Below are 25,777 nucleotides of genomic sequence, written 5' to 3' on the forward strand. Positions count from 1 at the left end.
CTTTTGTAAATTACATATATATATAAATATCTCCGTCGATAACTTCTACTTCGTACGTTTGAATACAGCCGTCATCCGGTTTTTGAACTTCACCTGTTAGTAATGAAATTTTCCAATCATGTAGTGGACAAAAGACGAATTCTCCAGATACAATTCCTTCCGCTAACGGTCCGTTTTTGTGAGGACAACGATTTTCTACAGCTCGAATATCGCCATTTGAAAGACGAAATAGGGCGATAGACATGTCTTTCATTTGCACTTCTTTACCAATTTGAATAGGAAGGTCTTCCGCACGCATAACTTTTATTTTCTCTTTCGTTTGTAACATATGGTTCACAGCTCCTTATTTCACAGTTTCTACTTCATACATAGCTTTTAATGATTTCGTTTCTAGTGCCTGTCCCCAAGCTTCCGTATATGTGCTACGAGCTGTTTGGAAACGCTCATTTAACATCGTGACCATACTTGTATCCTGTAGTATTTCTTTTATGTGATCGAAGCCTAACCGTTCTGTCCAGTAGGCAGTACGTTCCCCATAAATACCAGTTTCACGATAATATTGCATGTAAGCTGTTGCGATGCGAAGGACATCATCTTCAGTAGGGACGATCATTACAAAATCAGCTTCACGTACTTCCGTACCACCATTTCCGCCAATATAAAGTTGGAATCCATTTTCAACACACACAACGCCGAAATCTTTCGTAAGTACTTCCGCACAGTTACGTGGACAGCCCGTTACACCCATCTTCATTTTATGAGGTGTATCTACCATTTCTAATGATTGTTCAAGGAGCATACCAAGTCCTAATGAATCTTTCGTACCGAACCGACAGAAACGAGAACCAACACATGATTTTACATTACGAAGCGATTTTGAGTACGCATATCCAGAAGTCATATGTAAGTCAGCCCATACGTTAGGTAAATCTTGTTTCTTAACACCATATAAGCCGATTCGACTCGCACCTGTAATTTTCAAGAGAGGGACGTCATATTTTTTCGCAACCTCAGCAATCTTCATTAAATCATCTGCGGTTGTAACCCCTCCGTACATACGTGGAATAACAGAAAATGTACCATCATGTTGGATGTTACCATTCATTCTTTCATTAACGTAACGGGATGATTTATCATCTGCATATTCTTCTGGAATCGCCATACGTAAATAGTAGTTTAAAGCAGGGCGACATTTCGAACAGCCGTCTTCATGTGCAAAACCAAGGACATTTCGTACTTCTTTTGGTGATTTTAAACCTTTCTCGTGAATTGCCGCTACAACTTCATCACGCGATAAAGTTGTACATCCACACATACCGGCAGATTGCGTTGAGGCATCAAAAGCATCTCCAAGTGTATGAGATAAAATTTGTTCAACAAGTGGACGACATTTACCACAAGAACCTGCGGCTTTCGTGCATCCTTTTACTTCTTCAAAAGTAGTTAACTCTTGTTCTAAAATGGCGTGAACTATTGTGCCTTTCGTAACACCATTACATCCGCAAATAGTGTCATCCGCACTCATAGTAGCTACGTTAAGTTCACTTTCTTCACCAGCTTTGTGAAGAAGGGAAGCGGCTGTATATTCTTGTATGTCTTCTTCTTTCTTTAACATGCTAAAGAGGCGTGTACCATCAGCAGTATCACCATATAAAACGATACCAACGACTTTATTGTCACGAATTAATACTTTTTTATAGGAACGTTTACATTCATCAAAGATTGATATTGCTTTCGTTATATCATCTTCATAAATTTGGCCAGCAGAGAATAAATCACAACCTGCAACTTTTAATTGCGTACCGACGATACTGCCTGTATATCCATCCGTTTGTAAATTCGTTATTTGTTTTGCTAATATTGCACCTTGTTCATAAAGAGGAGCAACAAGTCCATATGCGATACCATCATGTTCTGCACATTCTCCAACTGCATAAATGGATTCATCATTTGTTTGCATATAGTCGTTGACTACAATGCCGCGATTTACAATTAAGTCAGCATCTTTTGCTATTTGAGTATTTGGACGTATTCCGACAGCCATTACGATTAAATCACAATTTACAATTTCACCATCTTCAAATTGAATACCCTCAACATGATCGGTACCAAGAATCTTCACAGTTTTCTTTTCCATTAGAAATTTCATGCCTTGCGTTTCTAAATCTTCACGCAATAGAGAAGCAGCTTTGGCATCTAATTGTTGCTCCATTAAGCTCGGCATTAAATGAACAATATGTACGTCCATTCCTAAGTCAATAAGACCTCTTGCGGCTTCTAAACCAAGTAATCCACCACCAATGACAACGGCCTTTTTCTTATCTTTAGCAGTATTAATCATAAATTGTGTATCTTCAATTGTTCGGAATCCAGTCACACCAGGAAGGGTGGAACCTTCAACAGGTAATATAAAAGCACTAGATCCTGTTGCGATAATGAGTTTGTCATATGTAAGAGTACGATTTTTTTCTGTGACAATGACTTTTTCTTCTCGGTCAATACTTTGAACTCTCTCGTTTGTATATAAAGTTATTTCATTTTCTTCGTACCAACTATATTCGTTCATAATGATATCTTGCATATTTGTTTTTCCCTGCAGAACATGAGAGAGCATAATGCGATTGTAGTTTGGATGTGGTTCATCTCCAAAAATAGTAATATTATATAAATCACTATCATGTTTTAATATTTCTTCCATACAGCGTATGCCAGCCATACCATTCCCGATCATAACTAAACGTTTTTTCATATTCATTTCCCTTTCTATGTGAAAAGTTGAACAAAGAATTATATTTCCATTATAGAAAATTAAAAAAGAGGGAGATGTGATATTTATCACATATTTATAATGATTCACAAATTGTTAAAATTCGGGTTTATGTGAAGGGAGAAGCGAAAGAGATATTTGGTTATGTGGGCAGATAACTAGATTGTAGTGGAAGTGAAAGGAGAGAGGGACGCTTAATGGTCTGCGGGAAATGAACAAAACCCCGCAAATTAGAAGTTTTACTTTATGAGAGGACTTGTTTTTTAGTGAGATTAAAGAAGAGAGGAAGGAGGAATAATCAGTTGGGAATGAAGAACCCTCCATAACAAGCTGTAGTTCTTCTTCTGAAAGTTCTTTAAAGAGGAGGAACTCTCGTAAATGTTTTTTAATCATTTTTTCTTTCATAAATACAACGCCTTAATGCTACCTGATATATTCCTTTGATAAATTAAATTATATCAAGCTGTCCAGTGAAACGGTGGGGGAACGTGTGAATATTTTTTACAAAATGAAAAGCAGGACATGAGTAAAAATGCTCATGTCCTGCGCCGTAATTAAGCTTTTGCGATAGCACGTGGAAATAAAATGTTATTTTCTAAATGAATATGTTCAAACAAGTCAGATTCAAGAGCTTCAAGGCGCTGGTAAACAAGACGATAAGTGCCGCAAGCTCCTTCTGGAGGAGTAAAGTCATTTGTCACCTTACGAAGTTCTTTAATAATATTGCCAGCGTGGCTATGTTCATTCTCCAACTCATCTACTACTTTACGTAACTTTGCATAGTTTTCATCAGTTGGATTTTGCTCGAATTCTAAAATTAATGGGAAATCTTCGGTTTCTTCTTTAATTAAATGCTGTTCTAATTCAATTTTAAGTTCATGAAATAGCTTATGAATTTGAGCTAAATGAGGCTGACTAGCCCCATGAACGCGTAATACTTTCGTCACATATGGGCTTAACTGTGGCAATTCTTCATTTAAATAGCGATGATGCTTATTTATAACATAATCAATCAATTCTTGATAAGAAGCATTTTTCCAATCAACTTCAGATTCGTTTAATAGTTTCGTTTTATGATAAAGCGTATTTAACTCTGTGATTACCTCTGATGCTGATAAATTTCTTTCATTAATTGCATCAATAAGTGGTCTATTTCCACCACAACAAAAATCTATTCTATATGATTTGAAAAGATCACTAGCTTTCGGAAATTGTGTTACAATCTCACCGATAATTGAAGTTTCAGTAAATGTATGTTCCATATGAAGACCTCCATAAAGTTTAAATGTAATATCTAAATCAAGAATAGCGATAAATTAAAATCAATGTGGTGATTTAAATCACTTATTATGTGTCATTTTTGAGAATAATAAAAGGAGTTTTATTTAAGTAAGAGGAAGCGTAATTCGTCGCAATACTTTAGGATAATAAAAAAAGAAGCTTAGTGGAAGCTTCTTTTTTATTACTATCTTTCACACGCAACTCCATCGCCATCACGATCAAGTTTAGAGCTATATCCTGGTTGGTCTCTATATAATGGGGCTTTCCCAGCATTTTTAACTTCAGTACAATTTTTGAAATATGTATTACTATTGCTTCCAGCAGCCGGTTGGGTTTGAGTTTGCTGTGCTTTTTGTTGTTCCTGTTGTACGCGAGCTTGTTCAGCAGCTTGACGTTGTTGTTCTTCTTGTTGTTTGCGAGCTTGTTCAGCAGCTTGACGTTGTTGCTCTTCTTGTTGTTTGCGAGCTTGCTCAGCAGCTTGACGTTGTTGCTCTTCTTGTTGTTTACGGGCCTGTTCTTCAGCTTGACGTTGTTGCTCTTCTTGTTGTTTACGGGCCTGTTCTTCAGCTTGACGCTGTTGCTCTTCTTGTTGTTTACGAGCTAGTTCTTCAGCTTGACGTTTCTCATCTTCTTGCTTACGAGCTAGTTCCTCAGCTTGACGTTTCTCATCCTCTTGCTTACGAGCTAGTTCCTCAGCTTGACGTTTCTCATCTTCTTGCTTACGAGTTTTTTCGTCCGCTTCTTTCTTTTCTAATTCCTTTTTCTTTGCGTCATCTTTTTTCTCTTCACTATTAGAAGCGACTTGTTTATTAGTTGCTTTCGTTTTTTCAGAAGAAGGACTTGAAATACCTGATAGCGCAACAAAAATGACAAATAAAACAGCTGTAATTATAAATTGTTTTTTTGCTACACCTGTTTTCTTAATAACAGATAATATTGCAAGAACAAGGAAAAATATAAATAGAATGAAACTTAAAGTAGAAAAAAATTCGACGACTGGGTGTTCAGATTTTGTTGTGCCGGTCATTATTAACATAATTGAAATCATAAAAAGAATAACAGTTGGACGACCATATTGTTTTGCTTTTCCATTTTTCTTAAAGAATGAAATGATACATAAGATTAAAAGAATGATAGCAATCAAAAATAAAGCTACACCAATATTACTCAAAATAGCCATTTTCATACCTCCATTTGTAAGATTTTCTTTATTGATTATATAAGAATTCATTGGAAATTACAGGGTTTTTAATAAAATAAAAAGATTTATATTATTTTTAATAGATAAACAAACATTTATTTTATATATAAGGAAAAATAGATTTAATTCCTATTACATTTTGAAAAGATTTTCATAGATTATAGTATCTCATTTGAAAGGAGGAGATTTGAATGGAATTTCAATTATTAGTGAATTGCGTGTTACAAGAAGGGAATGCTTACTTTTTAGTAACAAAAGTAGATGATGTTATTACGTTGAAGGTGCCAATTACAGCAGGAGTAGCGGGTTTATTTTTAGCTTTAGGTGTACCAAGGTGTTCTTAATTTAGATTTCTATAGTAAAAGGATGAGGGACAAGCCTTACCCTTTTACTATTACATAATTTTTTTATGTAAACTAAATGAGGTTTTTTCAGTTTTTTAATATTATTTTTGCCATAGCACGTTTAAAATGGACATGCATATACTATAATGTTTCATTGGCCTTTGATGATGAACGATAGTTTTAAAAAGTGTATCGAAAGTAGAAGTGGTACTCTTTTTATTAATGAAAATAGAAGAGGTGCTAGTATATATGAAAAGACGAACGTATGAAATTCCAATCGCGTTGCGAAGAGAATGGTTTTTAATAGAGTTAGCGCATTTAACAAAAAAATATGGAATCGAAATTGCAACTAGTAAAATAGAAGATGCACCATTCCTTAGAGATCAAGTTACAGAATTGAGAATAGGAGCTGGTTTGCAATACGATAAATATGATGATGAGTATATCATCGGATTTTAAACAAAGAAGCTGCGTATAAAAGGTTATTAAAGAGACCTTTTATACGCAGTTTTTTTTGTGAAGAGAAAGCTTTATTGAGAAATATTCAAAACGCTTATTGTAAAAAGGAATGAATGAATGTTGAGAGAATAACGTTTGATAAGAAAGAAATGCGGCTACTAATTTCTAATTCTAATGTATCGAAAAAGTAATTGATTAAATGGAATTTAAAACAATTGGTGTTCAATGTAATGGTAGCGTTTTCTTTCTTGCAGAAAAGGGGGATGTTAATGGGAATTATGAAAAGGAGTATAGCATTATTTATTGTACTTTGTTTTATGAGTCCGCTGGTTTTTAGTACAAATGTACACGCGGAGGTTGTAACAGAGCTTAAGACTGGTTTTCCAGACAAAGAAGTATTTACTCCTGGAGAATGGTTTTTAGGTCAGAAACCTGCTAATTATGATGAGAATAAACCACCAATTCTCTTTGTGCAAGGAAGAAATGGTAATGCGGATAGTTGGTATGGAAAGACAGTATATCATGATATGAATGATATGTACGACTACGCCTTGAAAGCAGGCTATCAAACTGTATTTATTCAATTATACGATGCTGCGGGGAAAGGATCAGCTAGCCAATGGGACAATGGAAAATTGTTAGCACAAAAGCTTGAAGAAATTTATAATCATTTTGGTGAAAAAGTAAATGTTGTAGCTCATAGTAAAGGTGGTATCGATACACAAGCTGCGTTAGTTGGATATGGAGCGAATCGATTTGTTGGAAATGTTATTACACTTGCCACTCCGCATTACGGATCAAATTTAGCGGATTTATCATATAGTTGGTGGGCAGGGTGGCTCGCCTCTATATTAGGTCAAAAAGATGATGGGACATATTCATTGCAAATAGGTGAAATGGCAAAGTTTCGTTCTACAATAGATAATAATCCTGCAGCTAAATTAAACCGTTACTATACGGCTACTGGGACAAGCTGGGGACCTGTTTTTTCAGCATTATCTATGGGCGGGTTGTACTTGTCATCATACGGTTCTAATGATGGATTAGTGAACGAATGGAGTGCTAAGTTACCATATGGAACACATTTATTTACGGATGCACGATTTGATCATGATAATATACGAAAAGGTTCAGCTGTTTTCGCACGAATTGAGCCATATTTACGGACAGCAAATTTACCAGTACCGGCTTTATTAGCCCCGAGTAATAGTTCAGAGGAAAAGGTAGAACAATTAAACACAACTTCTAATCAAGCTATTTTAGGAGGAGAGTTGTCACAAAATCAGTGGGTAGGGCAAATTGTCGCAGTTGATAAAAAAGCAGAAGGGGTAGTTTCTGTTTTAACAGCTTCTTCGGATGTAGAAATACAACTAATATCTCCAAAAGGAAAAGTTTATACAAATAAAGATAGTGCTGTATCTACTGGTGAAGGTGAATCTCTCTTTAAAGGAGCGACTATAAGAACATTTAAATTTGATAAAATGGAAGCAGGAGAATGGCAAGTTAAAATGATGGCAAAGCAGCCAAAAGATGCATATTTAATCGTAACCGATTACAAAAAAGATGCTCCGTTCGTCCTTCAAATGCCGGCAAAAGTTAAAGGAAATAAAGCAGAGTATAAACTCAAAAAATCACCTGCAGCTCCAGAAATGAAAGGCAATCTTTCAGTAACAGTAAGAGTAATTAATAAAGATGGAAAATTAGTTTCTGAATCAAATGAATCGCAAAATATTAATACAACTACATTCACAGGTGCTTTGAAAAATATAGAACAGCCAGGTGTATATAACGTTACAATTGATATGAAAGGGATGAATAAGGAAGGACAACCTTATAATCGTACGATAGTTAAATCGGTTTATGTAGAGAAGTAGGAAAGAAGGAATCTGTTTTAATAAAAAAAGTGCCGAATTCTTGTGGTAGAAGGATTTCGGCACTTTTTCATGTTTATTAGATGAATAGAAAAGTGAAATGGGAGTTTATGTTCTATAAGAGGACGATAGGAATCAAAAAAACGTTATGCAATAAAAAAAGATGCGGAATTAGCATCTGAATGTGAGGGAGTAGTATTAACTTAGTTTTGTAACTGTTAATTCAACTGAATTTATACCATTATCACAAGTTATAATACTTTGATGATTGAAACCACTATTATTTCTAAGTTGAAGTGTTGAATTAGCTGGAACCGTAACAATAGTTTCGCCAACTAGTTGAAGGCATTCGTTATTTGATGAAGTATTCATTTGAAAAGCGAAATCACCTTGACTATTAGCAAGTGGATTGTTATTTAAAAATATAGTTATGACTGGAATATGGGGCAATACAGGATTTAAAGTAGTGTTAATGCTTGAAATGAATGAGATTCGATAATCACCTGCTGGACTAAATTGTATAGTAGTAGGATTTAGTAAAGAAACTCCTCCCGCCAAAGGGCCAACGTGATTAGATGGAAAAGAATCGCCAAAAGGGACAGTTATAAACTCAGTTTGCCAAAAAGTTACGTAAGCTGAGCAGGATGGTTTATGTGAATGGTCGCATGAACATTTTTTATACGAACTGGAAGATTGATGGCACGAACACTTTTTATATGAACTAGAAGAAGAGTGGCATGAACATTTTTTATATGAGCTTGAAGAATGATAGTATGAACCCAATATATTACCTCCTATTATTAATAAATGTATAATATATAGTAGTTTATGTAATTGAAAAGTAATTGGCGTGTATACTTGTCCATATATAAGGTGATAGATTTGGGATAAAAAGCTGGCATAATATAAAGTGCTCTAATGAGGAGATACAGTTTTCAAAAGAATAGAACTAGAATATTATATGTAATGACTTTTGAAGACGAAAAAGGCTGGAAATTTAGCAGATAACTCTATCCGAGGTTTTAAAATGTTGAAGTATTTAAAGGAAAGCATCTTAGTGACACAGAGAAATGGATAAAGCGATGATTAAGTTTCCAGCTTAGTCATCGCTTTTTATTTATGCAATTGAGCAGGAAGAAGACAAAAGATATCGAATGAATGTAATTATACAGAATTGTTTGCTTTTGGTATGAATAGTAGTTAAAGATACGTTAGTTATATTTCAAACCGTAAGAAAAGAGAGATTAAATAATAGAGGGAGCAACGTACATGGAAAATATATTAAAGGTATCCTCAAAATCAAGTCCAAATTCAGTGGCAGGTGCAATAGCCGGTGTACTAAGAGCAAGTGGCAAGGTAGAAATTCAAGTAATTGGAGCGGGTTCTTTAAATCAAGCGATTAAAGCAATTGCGATTGCAAGAGGTTTTGTCGCTCCAAGTGGAATTGATTTGGTTCTTGTTCCAGCGTTTCAAGAGGTTACTATCGATAATCAAGAAAGAACAGCAATCAAATTAATTGTAGGTCCTAGAAGGAAAAGATCTTAATAGCGAACACTAATATAAGGGGATTTGAAAAGGCCAATAGACTCCAAAAAGTTAGACACGTTATTTCATTTGGCAGTTCCTTGGGCGTGGACACAGTATTGTACCGGATTCATGACTTTTAATTTCCCCTTATATTTAGCGGGTTTTTCTAGAACCTTAAAAATGCCAAATCCTTTGTGACATAAGGGATTTGGCATTTTTGAGGTTTTTATGTTTTTTAAAATCAACAATTCTAAAACTGCTCATTCTTCTCCCAAGATTCTACAATATAATGAGCAATCGTTGGGTTGAATCCTTTACCAACTAAGAACATAATCGCAGCAACTTCTGTTAAAGCATGTTTGTGTGATGTATGTTTCGCTTCATTTAAACCGTAATCTACCCAAGGTTTTACGAAATCAAGTACAGGTTTTTTTAAAGGTAAAAACTGTGTACCGACAACTTGTTGGATTTGTTGTTGCGTTGGTTCTGTAATAGGTCCTGGTGGTAAAATTTGTGGCTGTGTAATATCGAATGTTGGTCCAGGCGGTAAAATTTGCGGTTGCGTAGGATCGATAGTTGGCGGTGCTGGCGGTGAGACACGTGGGTCATAGTTTGGCTGATACATTTGTTGTTGGTATTGCGGTTGTTGTGGCTGAGTTGTGTATGGATTTTGTTGATATTGTTGTTCTTGAGTGTACTGAGTTGTGTATGGATTTTGCTGATATTGTTGTTCTTGAGTTGGTGGTGCTGCATATGGATTTTGAGGATATTCATAATTTGGACGTGTGTCATATGGATTTTGTTGATATTCAGTTTCTTGAGTTTGCGGTGTTGCGTATGGATTTTGTTCGTATTGAGGCTCTTGATGTTGTGTCTCTTCCTCCCCATACTGTTCAGCATATCTTTGTTCCTGATGTTGAGGGGAAAAAGGTTGTTGTGGGTAAGGCGGTTGATTATTATAGAACATGTTTATTCCTCCTTCATAATGATGCCTACCACCTAGTGTATGGGCAGACAAGAAAATATGTGATGAAAAAATGCGGGCGTGTTACAATAAGTAACTGGGTGAAGATAAAATGATAAAACAAGAAAAAATTCAAAAAACAATAACTTTCGTAAAGCATATTTTAGAAAAAGATGCGAGTGGGCATGATTGGTATCATATTGAACGCGTACATAAATTGGCGATTTCTTTATCTGAGCAAGAAGGGGGAAATCGTTTTATAATTGAAATGGCAGCATTACTTCACGATGTAGCAGATGAGAAGTTAAATGAGAGTGAAGAAGCAGGAATGAAAAAAGTTTCTGATTGGTTAGAAGAGTTACGTGTTGAAGAAGAGGAAAGTAAACATGTTCTTCATATCATCGCCAATATGTCTTATAAGGGTGGTCATGGTGGCACAGTTGAGTCACTTGAAGGTAGAATTGTTCAAGATGCGGATCGTTTAGATGCTCTTGGTGCAATTGGAATAGCTCGTACATTTGCATACGGAGGAGCGAAAGGGAGATTAATGTATGATCCAACTATCCCTCCTCGAGAAGTGATGACGAAAGATGAATATAGAAAAAATAATGATCCATCTTTAAATCATTTTTATGAAAAACTTTTAAAACTAAAAGATTTAATGAACACGAACGCAGCAAAACAAGAGGCTGAAGTTCGTCATCGTTATATGGAAGAGTTTATTGAACAATTTATGAAAGAGTGGAATGCACAAATATGAAAATGTTAACTGTGGAGAACTTATCGAAATCATACGGAGAAAAACCGTTATTTGATGGATTATCATGTAGTATTACAGAAGGACAACGTGTCGGAATTATTGGTGTAAACGGTACTGGTAAATCGACATTATTAAAAATAATTGCAGGATTAGAAACTCCTGATACAGGTGATATGACGCATTCACGTGGTTATACAATTAGTTATTTATCACAGCAACCAGAGTTTGATGAAAAACTAACAGTATTAGAGCAAGTGTTCCATGGTGATACACCTTTAATTCGTCTTCTTCGTGATTATGAACAATCGTTATTAAATATCGAAAAAGATCCAAGTAATGAAAAAGTACAGGAACAATTATTTGCCGTACAGCAACGTATGGATGCAATGAGTGCATGGGAAGCAAATGCAAATGCGAAATCTCTTTTAACGAAATTAGGAATTACAGATTTTACTGCAACTGTTGGAAACCTATCTGGTGGACAGAAAAAACGTATCGCAATGGCACAATGTTTTATTGAAACACCTGATCTATTAATTTTAGACGAGCCTACGAACCATCTTGACCATGAGACAGTTGAATGGTTAGAAGAATATTTAGCAAGATATACAGGTGCGGTATTACTTGTAACCCATGATCGTTATTTCTTAGATCGTGTGACAAACCGTATTTTTGAATTAGATAACGGTAAACTATATAGCTACGAAGGAAACTATAGTACATTTTTAGAAGCGAAAGCACTTCGTGAAGAGCAAGAATCGGCACAAGAATCCAAACGCCAAAATTTATATCGTCGTGAACTTGCTTGGATTCGCCGTGGTGCAAAAGCCCGTTCTACGAAACAAAAGGCGCGTATTCAGCGTTTTGATGAGCTGAAGGGACAAGAAGGACCAGCAGCGAAGCAATCAGTTGATATTGCACTAAGTGGAAGTCGTCTAGGAAAGAAAGTACTTGAGTTAAAAGATGTAACGAAAAAATTTGGCGATAAGACGGTACTACATAATTTTAATCATATTGTGAAACCAGGCGATCGTATCGGAATTATTGGGGCGAATGGAAGCGGGAAATCTTCGCTATTAAATATGCTTGCAGGCAAGTTATCTCCTGATAGTGGTGAAGTTGAAGTAGGACAAACTGTAAAAGTTGCTTATTATACGCAAGAAAATGAAGAGATGAATTTAAATCAGCGTATGATTGAATACATTAAAGAGATTGCAGAAGTGATTCATACGACAGACGGAAAAGTAATTGGTGCATCTCAAATGTTAGAACGTTTCTTATTCCCGACACATTCACATGGTACACCGATTGGTAAACTATCTGGTGGTGAAAGAAGACGTTTATATTTATTACGTATTTTAATGGGAGAACCAAACGTACTATTACTTGATGAACCTACGAATGATCTAGATACACAAACATTAACAGTACTGGAAGATTATTTAGAAGATTTCCCAGGTGTCGTTTTAACTGTATCGCATGACCGTTACTTCTTAGATAAAGTAGTAGATGAATTGTTCATCTTTAGTGGCGAGGGCGAAGTGCGTGAATTCCTAGGTAGTTATACGGACTATTTAGAAATGGAAAAGACGAAAGAACTTATTGAGAAGGCGGAAGTTCAAAAAGAGAAAAAAGTAGTAGAAGAAGCTCCAAAACAACAACGTAAACGTAAACTTTCATACAATGAGCAGCGTGAATGGGAAACAATTGAAGATACAATTGCCGAACTAGAAGAGAAAATTGAGTCAATTGGAGAAGAACTTGCGAAAGTTGGATCTGACTTCACAAAGGCACAAGAATTATCTGAAGCACAGCAGAAAACAGAAGAAGAGCTAGAAAAAACGATGGAAAGATGGAGCGAACTATCAGACATTGTTGAAGGATTAAAATAAAAACAAGCTGCATATATTGAAAAGTAAAGAGAAAAACTTTACACTATTGGTAGAACCTATTTTAGGAGGGGAAAAAATGAGAACATCTAATCCAATGTTGAAAAAAGACGCATTTCGTAAAGAGGGAGCAAGTGCTTCTGCGATGACTATTGGTGGAACAGTAGGCAAAACGTTTATCATGCTTATCTTGCTTCTTGCAACGTCTGTCTATTCATACATACAGATGACAAATAATACGATGAAAATGCCAGTATTAATTGGTGCTTTAGTTATTGCGGCAATCGTCGCATTTGCATCTATCTTCTTCCCGCGTATATCACCAATTGGTGCACCGATTTATGCAGCGGTAGAAGGGATTGTATTAGGAAGTATTTCAGCGATTTATACAATGAAATTTGGCGATACTATCGTTTTAAACGCTGTCTTACTAACAATTTCAATTCTATTTGCAATGCTAGTGTTGTATGCAACGCGCGTAGTAAAAGTAACTGATAAATTCCGTACGGGTGTAATAGCAGCGACAATGGGAATTATGGTTATGTATTTAATCGTATTCTTACTAAACATGTTCGGTGTTACTGTTCCATATATTCACCAAGGTGGAACAATTGGTATGATCATTAGTGCAGTTATTATTGTAGTTGCTGCATTAAATCTATTACTAGATTTCGATTTAATCGAAAGCGGTGCACGTAGCCAAGCTCCAAAATATATGGAGTGGTACGGTGCAATGGGTCTAATGATGACTCTAGTATGGCTATACTTAGAAATTCTTCGTTTTGTTTCTTACTTTACGAAAAATGACTAATAAAAAAATCCTGCATGAAATGTGCAGGATTTTTTTGTTTTCAAAGATAAATTGAAAATATGGATGTTGGCGACTTAAATTGAAGGGGGATGGAATATGATGAAAGAGGAAAAAGGATTATGAAAAAACTATTTTCTAAAAGTTTTTTCATAGAACTAGATGACGCTTTAACATATCCATCAGCAGAAGTCATTCGTTCAGCTATTGAAGGATATGCGGCTGAATGTAATGGGAAATTAAAATTTGAGAGTAAAGTTAAACCGATTATTTTTAACTTGGAAAATGTAATGTACTGCGCTGAAATAAAGATGGGTCGCGGAGGATATTACATATCTTGCAGTGAAGTATAATATTTTTGGAAACCTTACATGTTTAAACTATGTAGGGTTTCTTTTTTAGTTTTGTAAGATATAAAGTAATACTTTTTATTTACAAACATGCCGTTTTGTACTTTTTACCCTTCCAACATTTTTCCTTACAATGAAGAAAAATATGTGAGGTGGTATAACTTATGATGAATCGAGTTGTATTAATCGGTAGATTGACAAAGGAGCCAGAATTATACTACACAAAACAAGGAGTCGCTTATGCACGAATATGTGTTGCGGTGAATAGAGGTTTTCGAAATAGTTTAGGTGAACAACAAGTCGATTTTATAAATTGTGTCATATGGCGAAAATCGGCTGAAAATGTAACAGAATATTGTATGAAGGGCTCACTTGTTGGGATTACCGGGCGTATTCATACGAGTAATTACGATGATGAACAAGGAAAGAGAATATATAGAACTGAAGTTGTAATTGAGAGCATTACATTTTTGGAGAGAAGGCGGGAGGGTGCATCGCAATAATATTAGAATTTTAACGATAGTTTCGGATTGATTAGGTGGAAAGAGAAAGAATGAAAAAGTATGAAAAAGTATGATGATGGGAAGAAATCAGCAAAATTAAGCATCCGAGTAGGAGTATAAAGGGTTAACATGTTACAATACAGCTAAGAACACGCAATAAAGGAGAGTTTTTTACGTGAAGATTAAAGCTATTGAACCGACGCCAAGTCCGAATACAATGAAAGTTATTTTAAATGAAGTATTACCATCAGGAGCGCGTAATAATTATACAAATGAAAATAAAGAACAAGCACCAGTACAAGTGCAAGAAATTTTGAAAATTGAAGGCATTAAAGGTGTGTATCATGTAGCAGACTTTTTAGCAGTGGAGCGAAATGCGAAGTATGACTGGAAAGTTTTATTACAACAAGTTCGTGCCGTTTTTGGTGAAGAAATAGTGGAAGAAAGCGAAGAACAACAACTTTCTCATTTTGGAGAAGTGAAAGTGTTTGTTCAAATGTTCTTTACTATTCCGATGCAAGTGAAGTTAACAGATGGAACGACAGAAGAGCGTGTAGGCTTACCTGATCGTTTTAAAGAATCCATTATGAAAGTGCAAATGTCTGCACCTAACGTTGTGAAAGAGCGCAAATGGGTAGAGCAAAGTACACGTTACGGTAATTTTGAAGAAATCGGGAAAGAAGTAGTAGAAGAAATTGTTGCTGCTTATTCAGAAGAACGTGTAAATGAAACGGTTAAAGAATTATTAGATCAAGCGGGTGCTGTTGAAGTAACGATTCAAAAGCGTGAGCCATATAAAGTAACAGAAGAGATGATGAAGGATTCCGACTGGAAAAAACGTTTTGCAGCTTTAGAACAAATGGATCCTACTGAAGAAGATATGCCAGTATTGAAAATGGCGTTAGATGATGAGAAAGTATCTATCCGCCGCCTAGCAACAGCTTATTTAGGTATGGTAAAAGGTGATGGAGTATTGCCGTTATTATATAAAGCGTTATTAGATCGTTCTGTAAGTGTTCGCCGTACAGCAGGAGATTGCTTATCAGACGTAGGTGACCCAGCAGCGATGTTCGTTATGATTAAATCTCTGAAAGATTCAAGTAAATTAGTACGCTGGCGTGCAGCAATGTTCTTATTTGAACTTGGTGATGAAAGTGCAATTCCGGCATTAAAAGTAGCTGAAGATGATCCAGAGTTTGAAGTAGCAATGCAAGCACGTTTAGCTTTAGAACGTATTGAAGGCGGCGAAGAAGCAAAAGGATCAGTATGGAAGCAAATGACGGAGTCTCGTAAAGGGGAATAGTTTATGATTGTTTTCTATGATAGTTGGTGTCCGATGTGTACAGCAGTTGCAGAGCGTACGGAAAAATTAGATAAAAAGGGTACGATGAAATTTGTTTCATTTCGAGATGAAGATGTAGTTGAGAAGTATGAACTTTCTCAAGAATTACAAAGTAAGATGGAACAGAGATTGTATATTTTAAAAAATAATAAGTGGTATGACGGAATTCATAGCATTAACGTATTAGCAAAGGCCGTTCCATCTTATTGGTTTGCAGTGCCGTTTATAAAATTATCTATCGTACTTGGATTTGGAAGTAAAGTATACGATTATATTGCCAACAATAGAAAACTTGTCCCAGTTGGACACTGCCATGAAGGGGTTTGTGAAATCCCTACAAAAAAATGAAATCATCACTATCTTTCTTTTGCACCTATTAATAGCGCGTGATATGATGAAGTTGGAATGAAAGTTGAAGGAGAGATTACAAGATGTCAAATGCATATGAAGAATACATGCGCCAAATGGTAATTCCAATGCGCCAAGAATTAGTGCGTTCTGGATTTGAAGAGTTAACTACAGAAGAAGCTGTAACAGAATTTATGGAGAATGCATCAGGTACAACTTTAGTAGTTGTAAACTCTGTTTGTGGTTGTGCAGCTGGTTTAGCACGCCCATCAGCAGGTCAAGCGGTTGTACGTGCTGAAAAACAACCTGATCATCTTGTAACTGTATTTGCAGGTCAAGATAAAGATGCTACTGCGAAAATGCGTGAATACTTCGGAGAAATTCCTCCATCTTCACCATCTATGGCATTACTAAAAGGAAAAGAAGTTGTTCACTTCATTCACCGTCATGAAATTGAAGGCGCAACAATGGACGAAATTATTACAAACTTAGAACAAGCTTTCGAAAAGAATTGCTAAAGTAGGGGGAGAGTAAATCTCCCTCTTTTCTTTATATAGAGGTGAAAAAATGATAGTAACAACAGCAGGAAGAACAAATAAAGAAATGACAGCTTATGCAAATAAGGTAGCAGAAGAATTAAATTGTTCTTTCGTTTTACGTAATGATATACCTGTGCACAAACTGCATGAGCAGTATGAACAAGATGTGCTGATTGTAGGGAAAAACCGATTAGCTATTTATCCAAAGGGTACGGAAGAGTCGTTTTTCTTTCATCCAAACTCAGCAATGTTTCGTGTGAAAAGGTTAATGCGCGGAGAACACGATCCCTTTGTACAAGCTGCTAAACTAGAGAGCGGAATGACCGTATTAGATTGTACGCTTGGTATGGCATCAGATAGTATTGTTGCTAGCTATATTGTTGGTGAAGATGGAAAAGTAACAGGGCTTGAAGGAAACGAATATATGGCGTACATCATGGGAAAAGGCTTGAAAACATGGTCTTCATCCGTTTCTGAAATCGATGAAGCAATGCAAAGAATCGATGTAAAACAAACTGAGCATTTCGCATTTTTAACGCAATGTGAAGATAATAGTTATGACGTCGTATACCTTGATCCGATGTTTGAAGAAACTGTCATCGAATCAGATGGAATAAAAGGGTTAAAACATTTCGCTTTGTATCATGATATTACTGACGAAACAATTGCGGAAGCGAAGCGTGTGGCGAGAAAACGTGTCGTTCTGAAAGATCATTTCCGTAGTTCTAGATTTGAAAAGCACAATTTTCACGTATACAAAAGAAAAAGTGCAAAATTTCATTTTGGTGTAATTGACCCTTGCTAATTGTTTGAAAAGATGTATAATAAGCAATAATTAATTAAATATACTGTCTGTGATGAAGAGAGTAGTCTTTTTCAGAAGGAAAGCGAGCTAGGGATGGTGTGAGCCTAGTGCAGAAGAAAAAGATGAAGCGCACTTCGGAGACGCTTCTTGAACGAATAGTAGAGTAAGCCGAGGCCCCCTGTCCTCGTTATAAACGGGAAAGTGGTTCGGAATGAACAACAAGGGTGGTACCACGGGTTAAAACTCGTCTCTTTTTTAGAGACGAGTTTTTTGTGTTTTAAAAAATAAGGAGGTTACAGTATGGAGTATAAAAAGCAGTTTGCGAAGAGCTTATCAAATATTATTACGAACGAATTAACGCAAAATCAAGTTTTAGATTTAATTGAAACACCAAAACAAGATGAATTGGGTGATGCAGCGTTCCCATGTTTTTCACTAGCGAAGCAATATAAAAAATCACCAGCTGCTATCGCAAAGGAAGTTGCGGAGAAATTAAATGACCCATTTTTTATGAAAATAGAGGCTGTTGGCCCGTATGTAAACGTCTTTTTTAATCGTCAAACAGTAAGTGATGAAGTATTAAAAACAATTTTAGCGGAGAAAGAAGAGTACGGTCAAAATCATTTTGGATGTGAAAAAACAGTAGTTATCGATTATTCCTCTCCTAATATCGCGAAACCTTTTTCAATGGGGCATTTACGTTCTACAATGATCGGTAATTCGCTGAAACATATCGCCGAAAAATGTGGATATGAAGTTGTCGGAATTAATTATATTGGGGATTGGGGAACACAGTTTGGAAAGTTAATTACCGCATATAAAAAATGGGGAAATGAAGAAGTAGTTAAAGAGGATCCAATTCGTGAGTTATTTAAGTTATATGTTCAGTTTCATGAAGAAGTAAAGGAGAATAAAGAACTAGAAGAAGAAGGGCGATCATGGTTTAAAAAACTGGAAGAAGGAAATGAAGAAGCAGTCGAACTTTGGAATTGGTTCCGTCATGAGTCTTTAAAAGAATTTTCTCGTATTTATGAACTTCTCGGTGTGGAATTTACAAACTTTCAAGGAGAAGCTTTCTATAACGATAAAATGGAAGACTTTATTGGGATTTTAGAAGAGCACGACTTACTGGAAGAATCAGAAGGGGCATTAGTCGTTAATTTAGAAGAAGAAGGTATGCCGCCATGTTTAATTAGAAAATCAGATGGTGCTACCATTTACGCAACACGTGATTTAACAGCGGCATTGTATCGTCAGAACACATACGAATTTGATAAAGCTTTATATGTAGTAGGACCCGAACAAAGCTTGCATTTTAATCAATTTTTCACTGTATTAAAAAAGCTTGGCTATAACTGGGTGGGTGGTATGGAACATGTACCGTTCGGGTTCATATTAAAAGATGGTAAGAAAATGTCGACACGTAAGGGCAGAATTATTTTATTAGAAGAAGTGCTAGAAGAAGCTGTTGCACTTGCGGAACAAAATATTGAAGAGAAAAATCCGAATTTAAAACAAAAAGAAGAAGTGGCAAAACAAGTCGGTGTTGGAGCAGTTATCTTCCACGATTTAAAAAATGAGCGTATGCATAATATCGAATTTTCATTAGAAAATATGTTGAAATTTGAAGGAGAAACAGGACCGTATGTACAGTACACGCATGCGCGTGCTTGCTCTATTTTAAGAAAAGAAAGTGTGGAATTTGAAACGTGTAATTTTGAATTAAAAGACGATTACAGCTGGAGTGTAGTAAAATTACTCAACAAATTCCCGCAAGTAATTGAAGCGGCCTTCAACAAAAATGAGCCATCTATTATTTCAAAATACGTATTAGATGTAGCACAAGCGTTCAATAAATATTATGGAAATGTTCGTATTTTAGAAGAGAGCGAAGAGAAGGACAGTAGACTCGCATTAGCTTACGCTGTGACGGTTGTATTAAAAGAGGGATTACGTTTACTTGGGGTGGGGGCGCCTGAGGAGATGTAAAATAATAATTTTGTAACAAAAAGGCAAATCAGGCGGTCATTAACCTGATTTGTCTTTTTGTATTTTCTTGAATAAATTCTTATCTATAAAGTGTTATACGCTACGAAGTGTAAGAATTCTATAATTTTGTTACGAAATCAATTAAAATATTTTTAGAGAGGATGGTTCGTATTGATTCGAAGTTTCATTTTAAATATTCCTTGTCATAGAATACAGGAAAGGAGTTTCCTGAAACTACAAAAATACATACCTTTATGTGCACGATGCACAGGTATGTTTATTGGTTTCTGTATATTCCCAATATATTTTTTAATAACGCCTTCGTTTAGTCTTTCATTAATACTATCCTTTTTTGCTCAAATTCCATTATTAATCGATGGATTCACCCAAAAGTGGAAATGGAGAAGCAGTACAAATTTACTAAGAGTAACGACCGGTTTATTAAGCGGTAATGGTATGGGATTATTCATTTCATCTAGCATTATATGGATATTGTCTTAAAACATATACTAACGGAGGTACCTACATACATGTTTTGGATCTACTTAATTCTAATTTTTATTTCAGGGGGAAGCGGAATTGGTTTTATTATTCATGAAAAATATATAGAAGCAATAATAGCCTTTGTTATTTGCCTATTATTTATGGTACTACTATATTTTTATCTTAAAAGAAACAAAAAAAGGAGAAATTTAGATTGTGACGTAATAGATTGTACCGATTGCTCAGATTGTGATTGTACTAACTAAACCTCCATTTGTTTTGATATTTTTATAAAAAGGATTATATATCGTTTTAGGTATGTAATCCTTTTTATTTTTTGAAGCGTTTCATATACATTCTTCTTTGGTGTACGCTCCTAATATGAAAATTACATACGGTGAAATAAGGAGATAAATCTAATATTAGAAAAGTAGGGATATAATGAGAATTGCTATCCTCAACATTTGGAATCATCAAACTTTGTGGTCAGAGAGATTAGAGGCTATTTGTGAGGAAGTTCAAAATGTTGCTCCTCATATTCTAGCTATTCAAGAAGTTAGGAGTCATATGGATGATGAAAAGAAGATAAATGTAGCACAATATATCGCGAATCAAATAGGTTATCCATTTTGTATATTTAAAGAGTATCATGCGTATTTCCGAGTGATCATTACGGTGTTTTTGTGGATATAAAATTTGATAAGTGAAACGACCTCTCTAATATATGAAATAGAAGGTAGGGCAATTGTTGTTTTGTCGATAAATCGATATTCCTTGTCGGATCGTTGATATATTATGAATTATGATAGATATATTTAAAAAATCATTAATATAATTTCATTTACTGAGAATGATCTCTTAAGAACATACATTATTACATCAAATTAAACAAAATAACGAGAAAAAGTATCGTTTTTAAGATATTTAGTTATAAACTTGAATAATATTAAATAATATCGTTCATTATATGAGGTTTTAGTTGAATGCATACTATATGATGTGTAAAATCTAAGCAAGTAGGTTAGAATACTGCTTGCAAATGGCAGTATAAATAATTATTTGAGGTGAATACATGCTAGATTTTAAACAATTAGAAATTTGTTTGAAAGAAAAGAGATTTGTAGATGGATTACATGAGATAAATAATGAAATTGCACATATAAAAGAAACGAATAAGTTATCATACGTGAAGAACTGGCTTTCTAACGTCTCGTCACCCAAGGAGTTTGATACATTAATTCGTCTTGCTGATGAAGGTTTGATGCATCAATATAGCTCCTTTTTAATTCGGTATACGTATAAAAAATTCCCAAATATGAGAACGCTCTCTTTATATTGTGATGAGTTAATTGATGAGCGTAAAATTCTTGATGCTGAACAATTGTTAAAAGATTCTTTGGAAGAGGTAAATGAAGAGGAAACTGATGCGGATGTTTTAACGAAAGCATATTTTACGTTAGTTAGATGTTTGTTAGATATGAAGCGAAATGAAGAGGCCTATGCCTATATGCAAAAGGCGGAAAAGTATAGTACACGTGCAGTTTTTGATAAATGGGGTTACTTATATATACAGACTGGTGAGTGGGAGAAGGCAGAGGAACAACTTTTATCCGGTCAGCAGCATAAAGATTGTGAAGAGTTAGCTACGTACTTATTGGCGCAATTATATGCATATAAAGGTGAACAGCAGCGAGCATTACAACTCATTAATGATGCGATTGCAAAGTTCCCTCAAGTACCATATTTCTATTTTGAAAAAGTAAAATATTTATTAGATTTAGAGCGCTATGAAGAAATGTTAGCGGTAATAGATAAAATTAATCATATGCTTCCGCATCATGCATATACAACTTATTTTATACATTTACGTGCAGAAGCATTTTATAAAACGAATAGTATTCACGATTTGCAAGCACTATTGAAAAGTGAAAAGAGTTTGAAGAATTCTCTATATCATCATATAGAAAAAAATCCTGATGGGAAAAAGGTTCGTTTACCGATAGTTCCGGTTGTACAAAAGGATAACTATTGCGTTCCGACAAGTTTGGAAATGATGTTAGGGGTATGGGGAGAAAAATGTACGCAAGATGAAATTGCACAATATATTTTTGATGTAACAGGTTCTAAGTTTTCAGATACAGTTACATATATAGAAGAGCAAGGTTACGAATATCGTTATTTTCAAGGGAATGCGGAAAATTATAAGAGATTACTCAATCAAGGTATTCCCGTTTTATTAAGTATAGATATTGAGCACGCTTCCCATGTACAAGTGCTTTCTGGTTATGACGATGTACTGCAAGCTTTTTATATTCAAGATCCGAATTTCTTGGAACCGATTCTTGTGGAATATGATAAGTTGCAAGAAAAATATCGTTATACAGATTGTTTAGCTATTACGTTTATACCGAAAGATAGAATAGAACAACTTTCATTTTTAAATGAGGAAGAACACACTTATTATAAAACAATCTTTTCTCTTACAGATCATTTAGCTGAGCAAGATAAAGAGGGGATTGAAAAGTTAGTACTATTTTTAAAAGAAACAAGTGAAAATCCAAACACTTGGCTATATACGATTAAACATTTAGATGCTGAAGTAGATAAAGATTTTATTCAGTTTTGTATAGAAAAATTAATGGAAAAGTTTCCGAGCTCTGACTTTGTGAAATTGCATAGTGCACAGTGTTTTATTCGTCTGCAAGATATGGAAAAAGCAGGACATATGCTTCAAAGTGTGGAGAAGAAAAATAGTCAAGCGTTGTATCATCTTATAAATGGACGTTATTCTTTTGAGCAAGATAATTATGCAGAAGCGATTGCTAGTTTTCGTTCATCATTACAATTGGATGCAGATCAACCAGTTGCGTGGAGTTTCTTAGCATTATCATACATGTATATGGATCAATCCGAAAAGGGGCTAGAGTATTCTCTAACAGCTATAGAACGTAGCCCAGAAAGGTTTACACTTGTAAATCACGGTTTGATTTTAATAGATTTAGAACGATATGAAGAAGCATATGTATTCTTTAATGATTTATTAAAAGAATATAAGTATGAAGCGCACATATGGTATGAACGTGCAAGATGTGCTCAGCATTTAGGAAAAGTGTATTTGGCGGTAAAAGGACTTAAAGTAGCAATTCAATTAGATAAAACGGCAGCGTATTTATATACGAAGCTTTCGGAAATCTATGAATCAGATTTGGATGATGGGAATAATGCGAAGGAAATTTTATTACAAGGAATTCAAAATTGTGAAGATCAGGCATCTTTATATGTTCGTTTAGGAGATGTGCATTTTCAAAATGATGAACTTGAAGAAGCGGAAAATATATATAAGCGTTCTTTAGAAGAAAATAATGAAGATGTATATGCCCATTTCGGTTTAACTCAAGTTTATATGGCAAAGGAACAATATGAGGATGCAAAAAACTATATTGTTAGTATTAATGAGCAATTTGAAGACAATCAAGATTTCCTTATGAATGCTGGCATGGTGCTATGGGATGCTGAAATGGCATTAGGTGGGGATGAAAAAGAGTTAAAACTTGCACTTTCTAAATTAGAGAGCGGTATACGAAGTGTATACGCTAATATAGCGAGCGTGTTGGATGAGTATGTAAATCGAATAAAAGACACAGCTTTTGTGCAACGAGGCATAGCGTTTTTAAGAACGTTAGAAAAAGAGAAAACGGAAGTAATTGAATACGGTTGTTACGCTGGTGTTTTATATGAATCTATTGGACAGTATGATCAAGCAATAAAACGGTATAATGATGCACTTAAGAAAAAACAGGATTTATTGCCGTATTTCCGAATCGGTGAAACATTCATGGCGTTAGGGCAATTTCAAGAAGCGAAGCATGCGTATGAAACATGTTTAGAAATGGATAAGAATTTCACAGGTGTACATGTGCAACTAGCAGAAATATATGAAAAAGAAGAAAATAGTTCTAAAGAACAAAGTCATATGGTCCAGGTAATGAAAGAAGAGCCTTTGCATATTAATATGGAATATTTGGCACAGCTTTCAGTAGATTTGAATCTTCATGAAGAATTGCTAGTTGAACTAGAACAATTAGCAGAAGAGGTACCAGAAATATGGCGTTTAGATGCAATTGCATATGTATATGGTGCGATGAATGAGGTAAATAAAGAAAAAGAATATATTGAATGCGCAATGAAAATAGATGAAGCGCATGTGGAAGTACTATATCATTATGCGAAAGTACTAGTTAAAAAGCAGAGTGCAGAAGCAATCGAAGTTGCGCTGAAAGTAATGCATAAAGATTTGGAAAGTGAACGTATATTTGGTGTGTACGTAAAAGCAATGGAACAACATAAAAAATTATCCCAAATACGAGACGTACTTAATACGCTAAAGGTGAAAAAAGCAGAAAGAAGTACAGCGTTTATGTATGCAGCTACTGCGGTTGCCGAAAGATTAGTAGAAAGGCAGCAAAATGAGCAACCGAAAAAATCTTTATTTACAAGAGCATTTTATCGCATGAAAAATCGTGCGAAGGAAATTTCAATGATTACAGTTATTATTGATTTATTTGAGATTTCCTTAAAGTTAAATCCGAAAAATAGTACGGCAGCGAAGCGTTTTGCACTATTTTACGAGAATGCAGCGATGAATAAAGAAGCGATAGAGGTATTACAAACATCGTTAGAACATAAGTGGGATTATGATGTAGCGAAGCAACTTGTAAATCTTTTCATTGAGTGTGAGGAAGAAGCTATGTTACGAGATGCTTTGGAATTAACGAAACAAATGGTTCGAGAGCTACCGGATGATTATGATACTCTTCTTTTACAAGCGAGTGTATTATGTAAAACCGGAGAAGAAAGAAAAGCGGAGAAAATTTGCTTACAATTAATTGAGAAAACACCATTTGTAAGTAGAGGATTCCTTGCTTTAGCAGAAGTATATCAAAGTCAAGTGAGGTTTGAGGATGCGATTTATTTATTAGAAGATGCTTCTGTACATCATCCAAATGAAACGGCAATTCTTCTTACGTTAGCATCTTCGTGTCATAGAGTTGGGCAAACGACAAAGGCAGAAGAAATAACAAGTGAAATATTAGCAATTGATGCTACTGACTTGTTAGCAAGATACGATCATGCTTGTTACTTAGCGTTATTAAATAGAAATGAAGAAGCGAAAGAAGAACTTGAAATTGTGCTTCGTGAAGATGAAACAGGATTTTTCGCTGAACTTGCAGAGGAAGATGAAGATTTAGCAGGATTGCGAGAGTTTGAAAAGTAATTGTATAAGAATAGAAAAAAAGGGTATAAATAAAAATATATTTTGAATTAGTTGACAATTAATTGCCCAATGGCATAAAATAACTTTTAATAAAGTATACAAATCTGAAGACGAGAAAGAGTAAAATAGTGAGCTGTTCCCCAGAGAGCCGGTGTATTGCTGAAATCCGGTGTGCAGACGTTATTTGAAAATCATCTCCGAGGAGCCGTGGCTGAATAAAGTAAGCTCGGACGGATGTCTACCGTTACAAAGAACGCGTATGTTAGTACGTT

24 protein-coding genes, 1 pseudogene and 2 other annotated features (1 of these 27 cut by a window edge) are annotated in these 25,777 nt (G+C 35.1%); of the genes and pseudogenes, 18 read left to right on the top strand and 7 right to left on the bottom strand.

What is annotated here, in order from left to right; translation table 11 throughout:
• Positions 1-10: 10 nt before the first annotated feature.
• The 5 genes from nirD to MHI07_RS10190 form a co-directional block, all read right to left on the bottom strand.
• The gene (gene nirD / locus MHI07_RS10170) at positions 11-328 is read right to left on the bottom strand and encodes a nitrite reductase small subunit NirD (RefSeq protein WP_002148387.1); all 318 of its coding nucleotides are present in this window, start codon (positions 326-328) and stop codon (positions 11-13) included.
• 15 nt (positions 329-343) lie between these two features.
• Positions 344-2,749 carry an NADPH-nitrite reductase large subunit gene (nirB, locus tag MHI07_RS10175; RefSeq protein WP_340823477.1) on the bottom strand — a complete coding sequence of 802 codons (2,406 nt, stop codon included), beginning with the start codon at positions 2,747-2,749 and terminating at the stop codon, positions 344-346.
• A gap of 114 nt (positions 2,750-2,863) precedes the next feature.
• Complete coding sequence (locus MHI07_RS10180; protein WP_340823479.1) at positions 2,864-3,172, bottom strand: hypothetical protein; 309 nt, start codon at positions 3,170-3,172, stop codon at positions 2,864-2,866.
• A gap of 149 nt (positions 3,173-3,321) precedes the next feature.
• On the bottom strand, positions 3,322-4,029 hold the full coding sequence (gene ric, locus MHI07_RS10185; protein ID WP_340823481.1) for an iron-sulfur cluster repair di-iron protein: 708 nt from the start codon (positions 4,027-4,029) through the stop codon (positions 3,322-3,324).
• 203 nt (positions 4,030-4,232) lie between these two features.
• A complete protein-coding gene (locus MHI07_RS10190; RefSeq protein WP_340823483.1) occupies positions 4,233-5,228 on the bottom strand; it encodes an excalibur calcium-binding domain-containing protein in 996 nt (331 codons plus the stop codon).
• Between the two features lie 212 nt (positions 5,229-5,440).
• Between MHI07_RS10190 and exsG the strand changes: the two genes are divergently transcribed.
• The 3 genes from exsG to MHI07_RS10205 all read left to right on the top strand — a co-directional run bounded on the left by exsG (position 5,441) and on the right by MHI07_RS10205 (position 7,926).
• The gene (gene exsG / locus MHI07_RS10195) at positions 5,441-5,593 is read left to right on the top strand and encodes an exosporium protein ExsG (protein WP_000395676.1); all 153 of its coding nucleotides are present in this window, start codon (positions 5,441-5,443) and stop codon (positions 5,591-5,593) included.
• A 249-nt stretch (positions 5,594-5,842) separates the two neighbouring features.
• Entirely contained in the window at positions 5,843-6,052 is a 210-nt protein-coding gene (locus MHI07_RS10200; RefSeq protein WP_002158072.1) for a hypothetical protein, read from the top strand.
• Between the two features lie 263 nt (positions 6,053-6,315).
• Positions 6,316-7,926: a lipase family alpha/beta hydrolase gene (locus MHI07_RS10205; protein ID WP_445661749.1), complete on the top strand. Its 1,611-nt coding sequence runs from the start codon at positions 6,316-6,318 to the stop codon at positions 7,924-7,926.
• Between the two features lie 195 nt (positions 7,927-8,121).
• On the opposite strand, the gene MHI07_RS10210 is transcribed toward MHI07_RS10205, so the two are convergent.
• Entirely contained in the window at positions 8,122-8,706 is a 585-nt protein-coding gene (locus MHI07_RS10210) for a preprotein translocase (protein WP_340823488.1), read from the bottom strand.
• A gap of 486 nt (positions 8,707-9,192) precedes the next feature.
• On the opposite strand from MHI07_RS10210, the gene MHI07_RS10215 reads away from it, so the two are divergent.
• Positions 9,193-9,468 (top strand): stage V sporulation protein S, encoded by a 276-nt coding sequence (locus tag MHI07_RS10215; RefSeq protein ID WP_002148380.1) that lies wholly within the window; start codon positions 9,193-9,195, stop codon positions 9,466-9,468.
• Between the two features lie 232 nt (positions 9,469-9,700).
• On the opposite strand, the gene MHI07_RS10220 is transcribed toward MHI07_RS10215, so the two are convergent.
• On the bottom strand, positions 9,701-10,417 hold the full coding sequence (locus tag MHI07_RS10220; protein WP_088078448.1) for a hypothetical protein: 717 nt from the start codon (positions 10,415-10,417) through the stop codon (positions 9,701-9,703).
• A gap of 109 nt (positions 10,418-10,526) precedes the next feature.
• Between MHI07_RS10220 and MHI07_RS10225 the strand changes: the two genes are divergently transcribed.
• From MHI07_RS10225 to MHI07_RS10290, 14 genes and pseudogenes are all read left to right on the top strand, one after another.
• Positions 10,527-11,174, top strand: coding sequence for an HD domain-containing protein (locus MHI07_RS10225; protein ID WP_002202190.1), 648 nt, complete (start codon positions 10,527-10,529; stop codon positions 11,172-11,174).
• Positions 11,171-13,066 carry an ABC-F family ATP-binding cassette domain-containing protein gene (locus MHI07_RS10230; RefSeq protein ID WP_070170087.1) on the top strand — a complete coding sequence of 632 codons (1,896 nt, stop codon included), beginning with the start codon at positions 11,171-11,173 and terminating at the stop codon, positions 13,064-13,066. The genes MHI07_RS10225 and MHI07_RS10230 overlap by 4 nt, the downstream gene beginning before the upstream one ends.
• 76 nt (positions 13,067-13,142) lie before the next feature.
• Complete coding sequence (locus MHI07_RS10235; RefSeq protein ID WP_002158065.1) at positions 13,143-13,874, top strand: Bax inhibitor-1/YccA family protein; 732 nt, start codon at positions 13,143-13,145, stop codon at positions 13,872-13,874.
• Between the two features lie 96 nt (positions 13,875-13,970).
• A pseudogene (locus tag MHI07_RS10240) lies at positions 13,971-14,224 on the top strand (DUF4318 domain-containing protein).
• A gap of 161 nt (positions 14,225-14,385) precedes the next feature.
• Entirely contained in the window at positions 14,386-14,724 is a 339-nt protein-coding gene (locus MHI07_RS10245) for a single-stranded DNA-binding protein (RefSeq protein WP_016100419.1), read from the top strand.
• 175 nt (positions 14,725-14,899) lie between these two features.
• On the top strand, positions 14,900-16,027 hold the full coding sequence (locus MHI07_RS10250; RefSeq protein WP_002158061.1) for a conserved virulence factor C family protein: 1,128 nt from the start codon (positions 14,900-14,902) through the stop codon (positions 16,025-16,027).
• A gap of 3 nt (positions 16,028-16,030) precedes the next feature.
• Positions 16,031-16,414: a thiol-disulfide oxidoreductase DCC family protein gene (locus MHI07_RS10255; protein WP_340823503.1), complete on the top strand. Its 384-nt coding sequence runs from the start codon at positions 16,031-16,033 to the stop codon at positions 16,412-16,414.
• Between the two features lie 83 nt (positions 16,415-16,497).
• Entirely contained in the window at positions 16,498-16,932 is a 435-nt protein-coding gene (locus MHI07_RS10260; RefSeq protein ID WP_000063703.1) for a BrxA/BrxB family bacilliredoxin, read from the top strand.
• Positions 16,933-16,981: 49 nt separating this feature from the next.
• On the top strand, positions 16,982-17,758 hold the full coding sequence (locus MHI07_RS10265; RefSeq protein WP_215581543.1) for a class I SAM-dependent methyltransferase: 777 nt from the start codon (positions 16,982-16,984) through the stop codon (positions 17,756-17,758).
• Between the two features lie 40 nt (positions 17,759-17,798).
• Positions 17,799-18,013, top strand: a binding site (T-box leader).
• A 45-nt stretch (positions 18,014-18,058) separates the two neighbouring features.
• Positions 18,059-19,747 (top strand): arginine--tRNA ligase, encoded by a 1,689-nt coding sequence (argS, locus tag MHI07_RS10270; protein ID WP_340823505.1) that lies wholly within the window; start codon positions 18,059-18,061, stop codon positions 19,745-19,747.
• 171 nt (positions 19,748-19,918) lie between these two features.
• Positions 19,919-20,248 carry a DUF2085 domain-containing protein gene (locus MHI07_RS10275; RefSeq protein ID WP_078181754.1) on the top strand — a complete coding sequence of 110 codons (330 nt, stop codon included), beginning with the start codon at positions 19,919-19,921 and terminating at the stop codon, positions 20,246-20,248.
• A 29-nt stretch (positions 20,249-20,277) separates the two neighbouring features.
• The gene (locus MHI07_RS10280; RefSeq protein WP_080025011.1) at positions 20,278-20,496 is read left to right on the top strand and encodes a hypothetical protein; all 219 of its coding nucleotides are present in this window, start codon (positions 20,278-20,280) and stop codon (positions 20,494-20,496) included.
• Positions 20,497-20,671: 175 nt separating this feature from the next.
• The gene (locus MHI07_RS10285; RefSeq protein ID WP_340823509.1) at positions 20,672-20,923 is read left to right on the top strand and encodes a hypothetical protein; all 252 of its coding nucleotides are present in this window, start codon (positions 20,672-20,674) and stop codon (positions 20,921-20,923) included.
• Between the two features lie 379 nt (positions 20,924-21,302).
• A complete protein-coding gene (locus MHI07_RS10290; protein ID WP_340823511.1) occupies positions 21,303-25,505 on the top strand; it encodes a tetratricopeptide repeat protein in 4,203 nt (1,400 codons plus the stop codon).
• A 98-nt stretch (positions 25,506-25,603) separates the two neighbouring features.
• Positions 25,604-25,777, top strand: a binding site (T-box leader) (it continues 65 nt past the right edge of the window).

This window comes from Bacillus sp. FSL H8-0545 (assembly GCF_038006105.1).
Taxonomy (GTDB): domain Bacteria; phylum Bacillota; class Bacilli; order Bacillales; family Bacillaceae_G; genus Bacillus_A; species Bacillus_A cereus_U.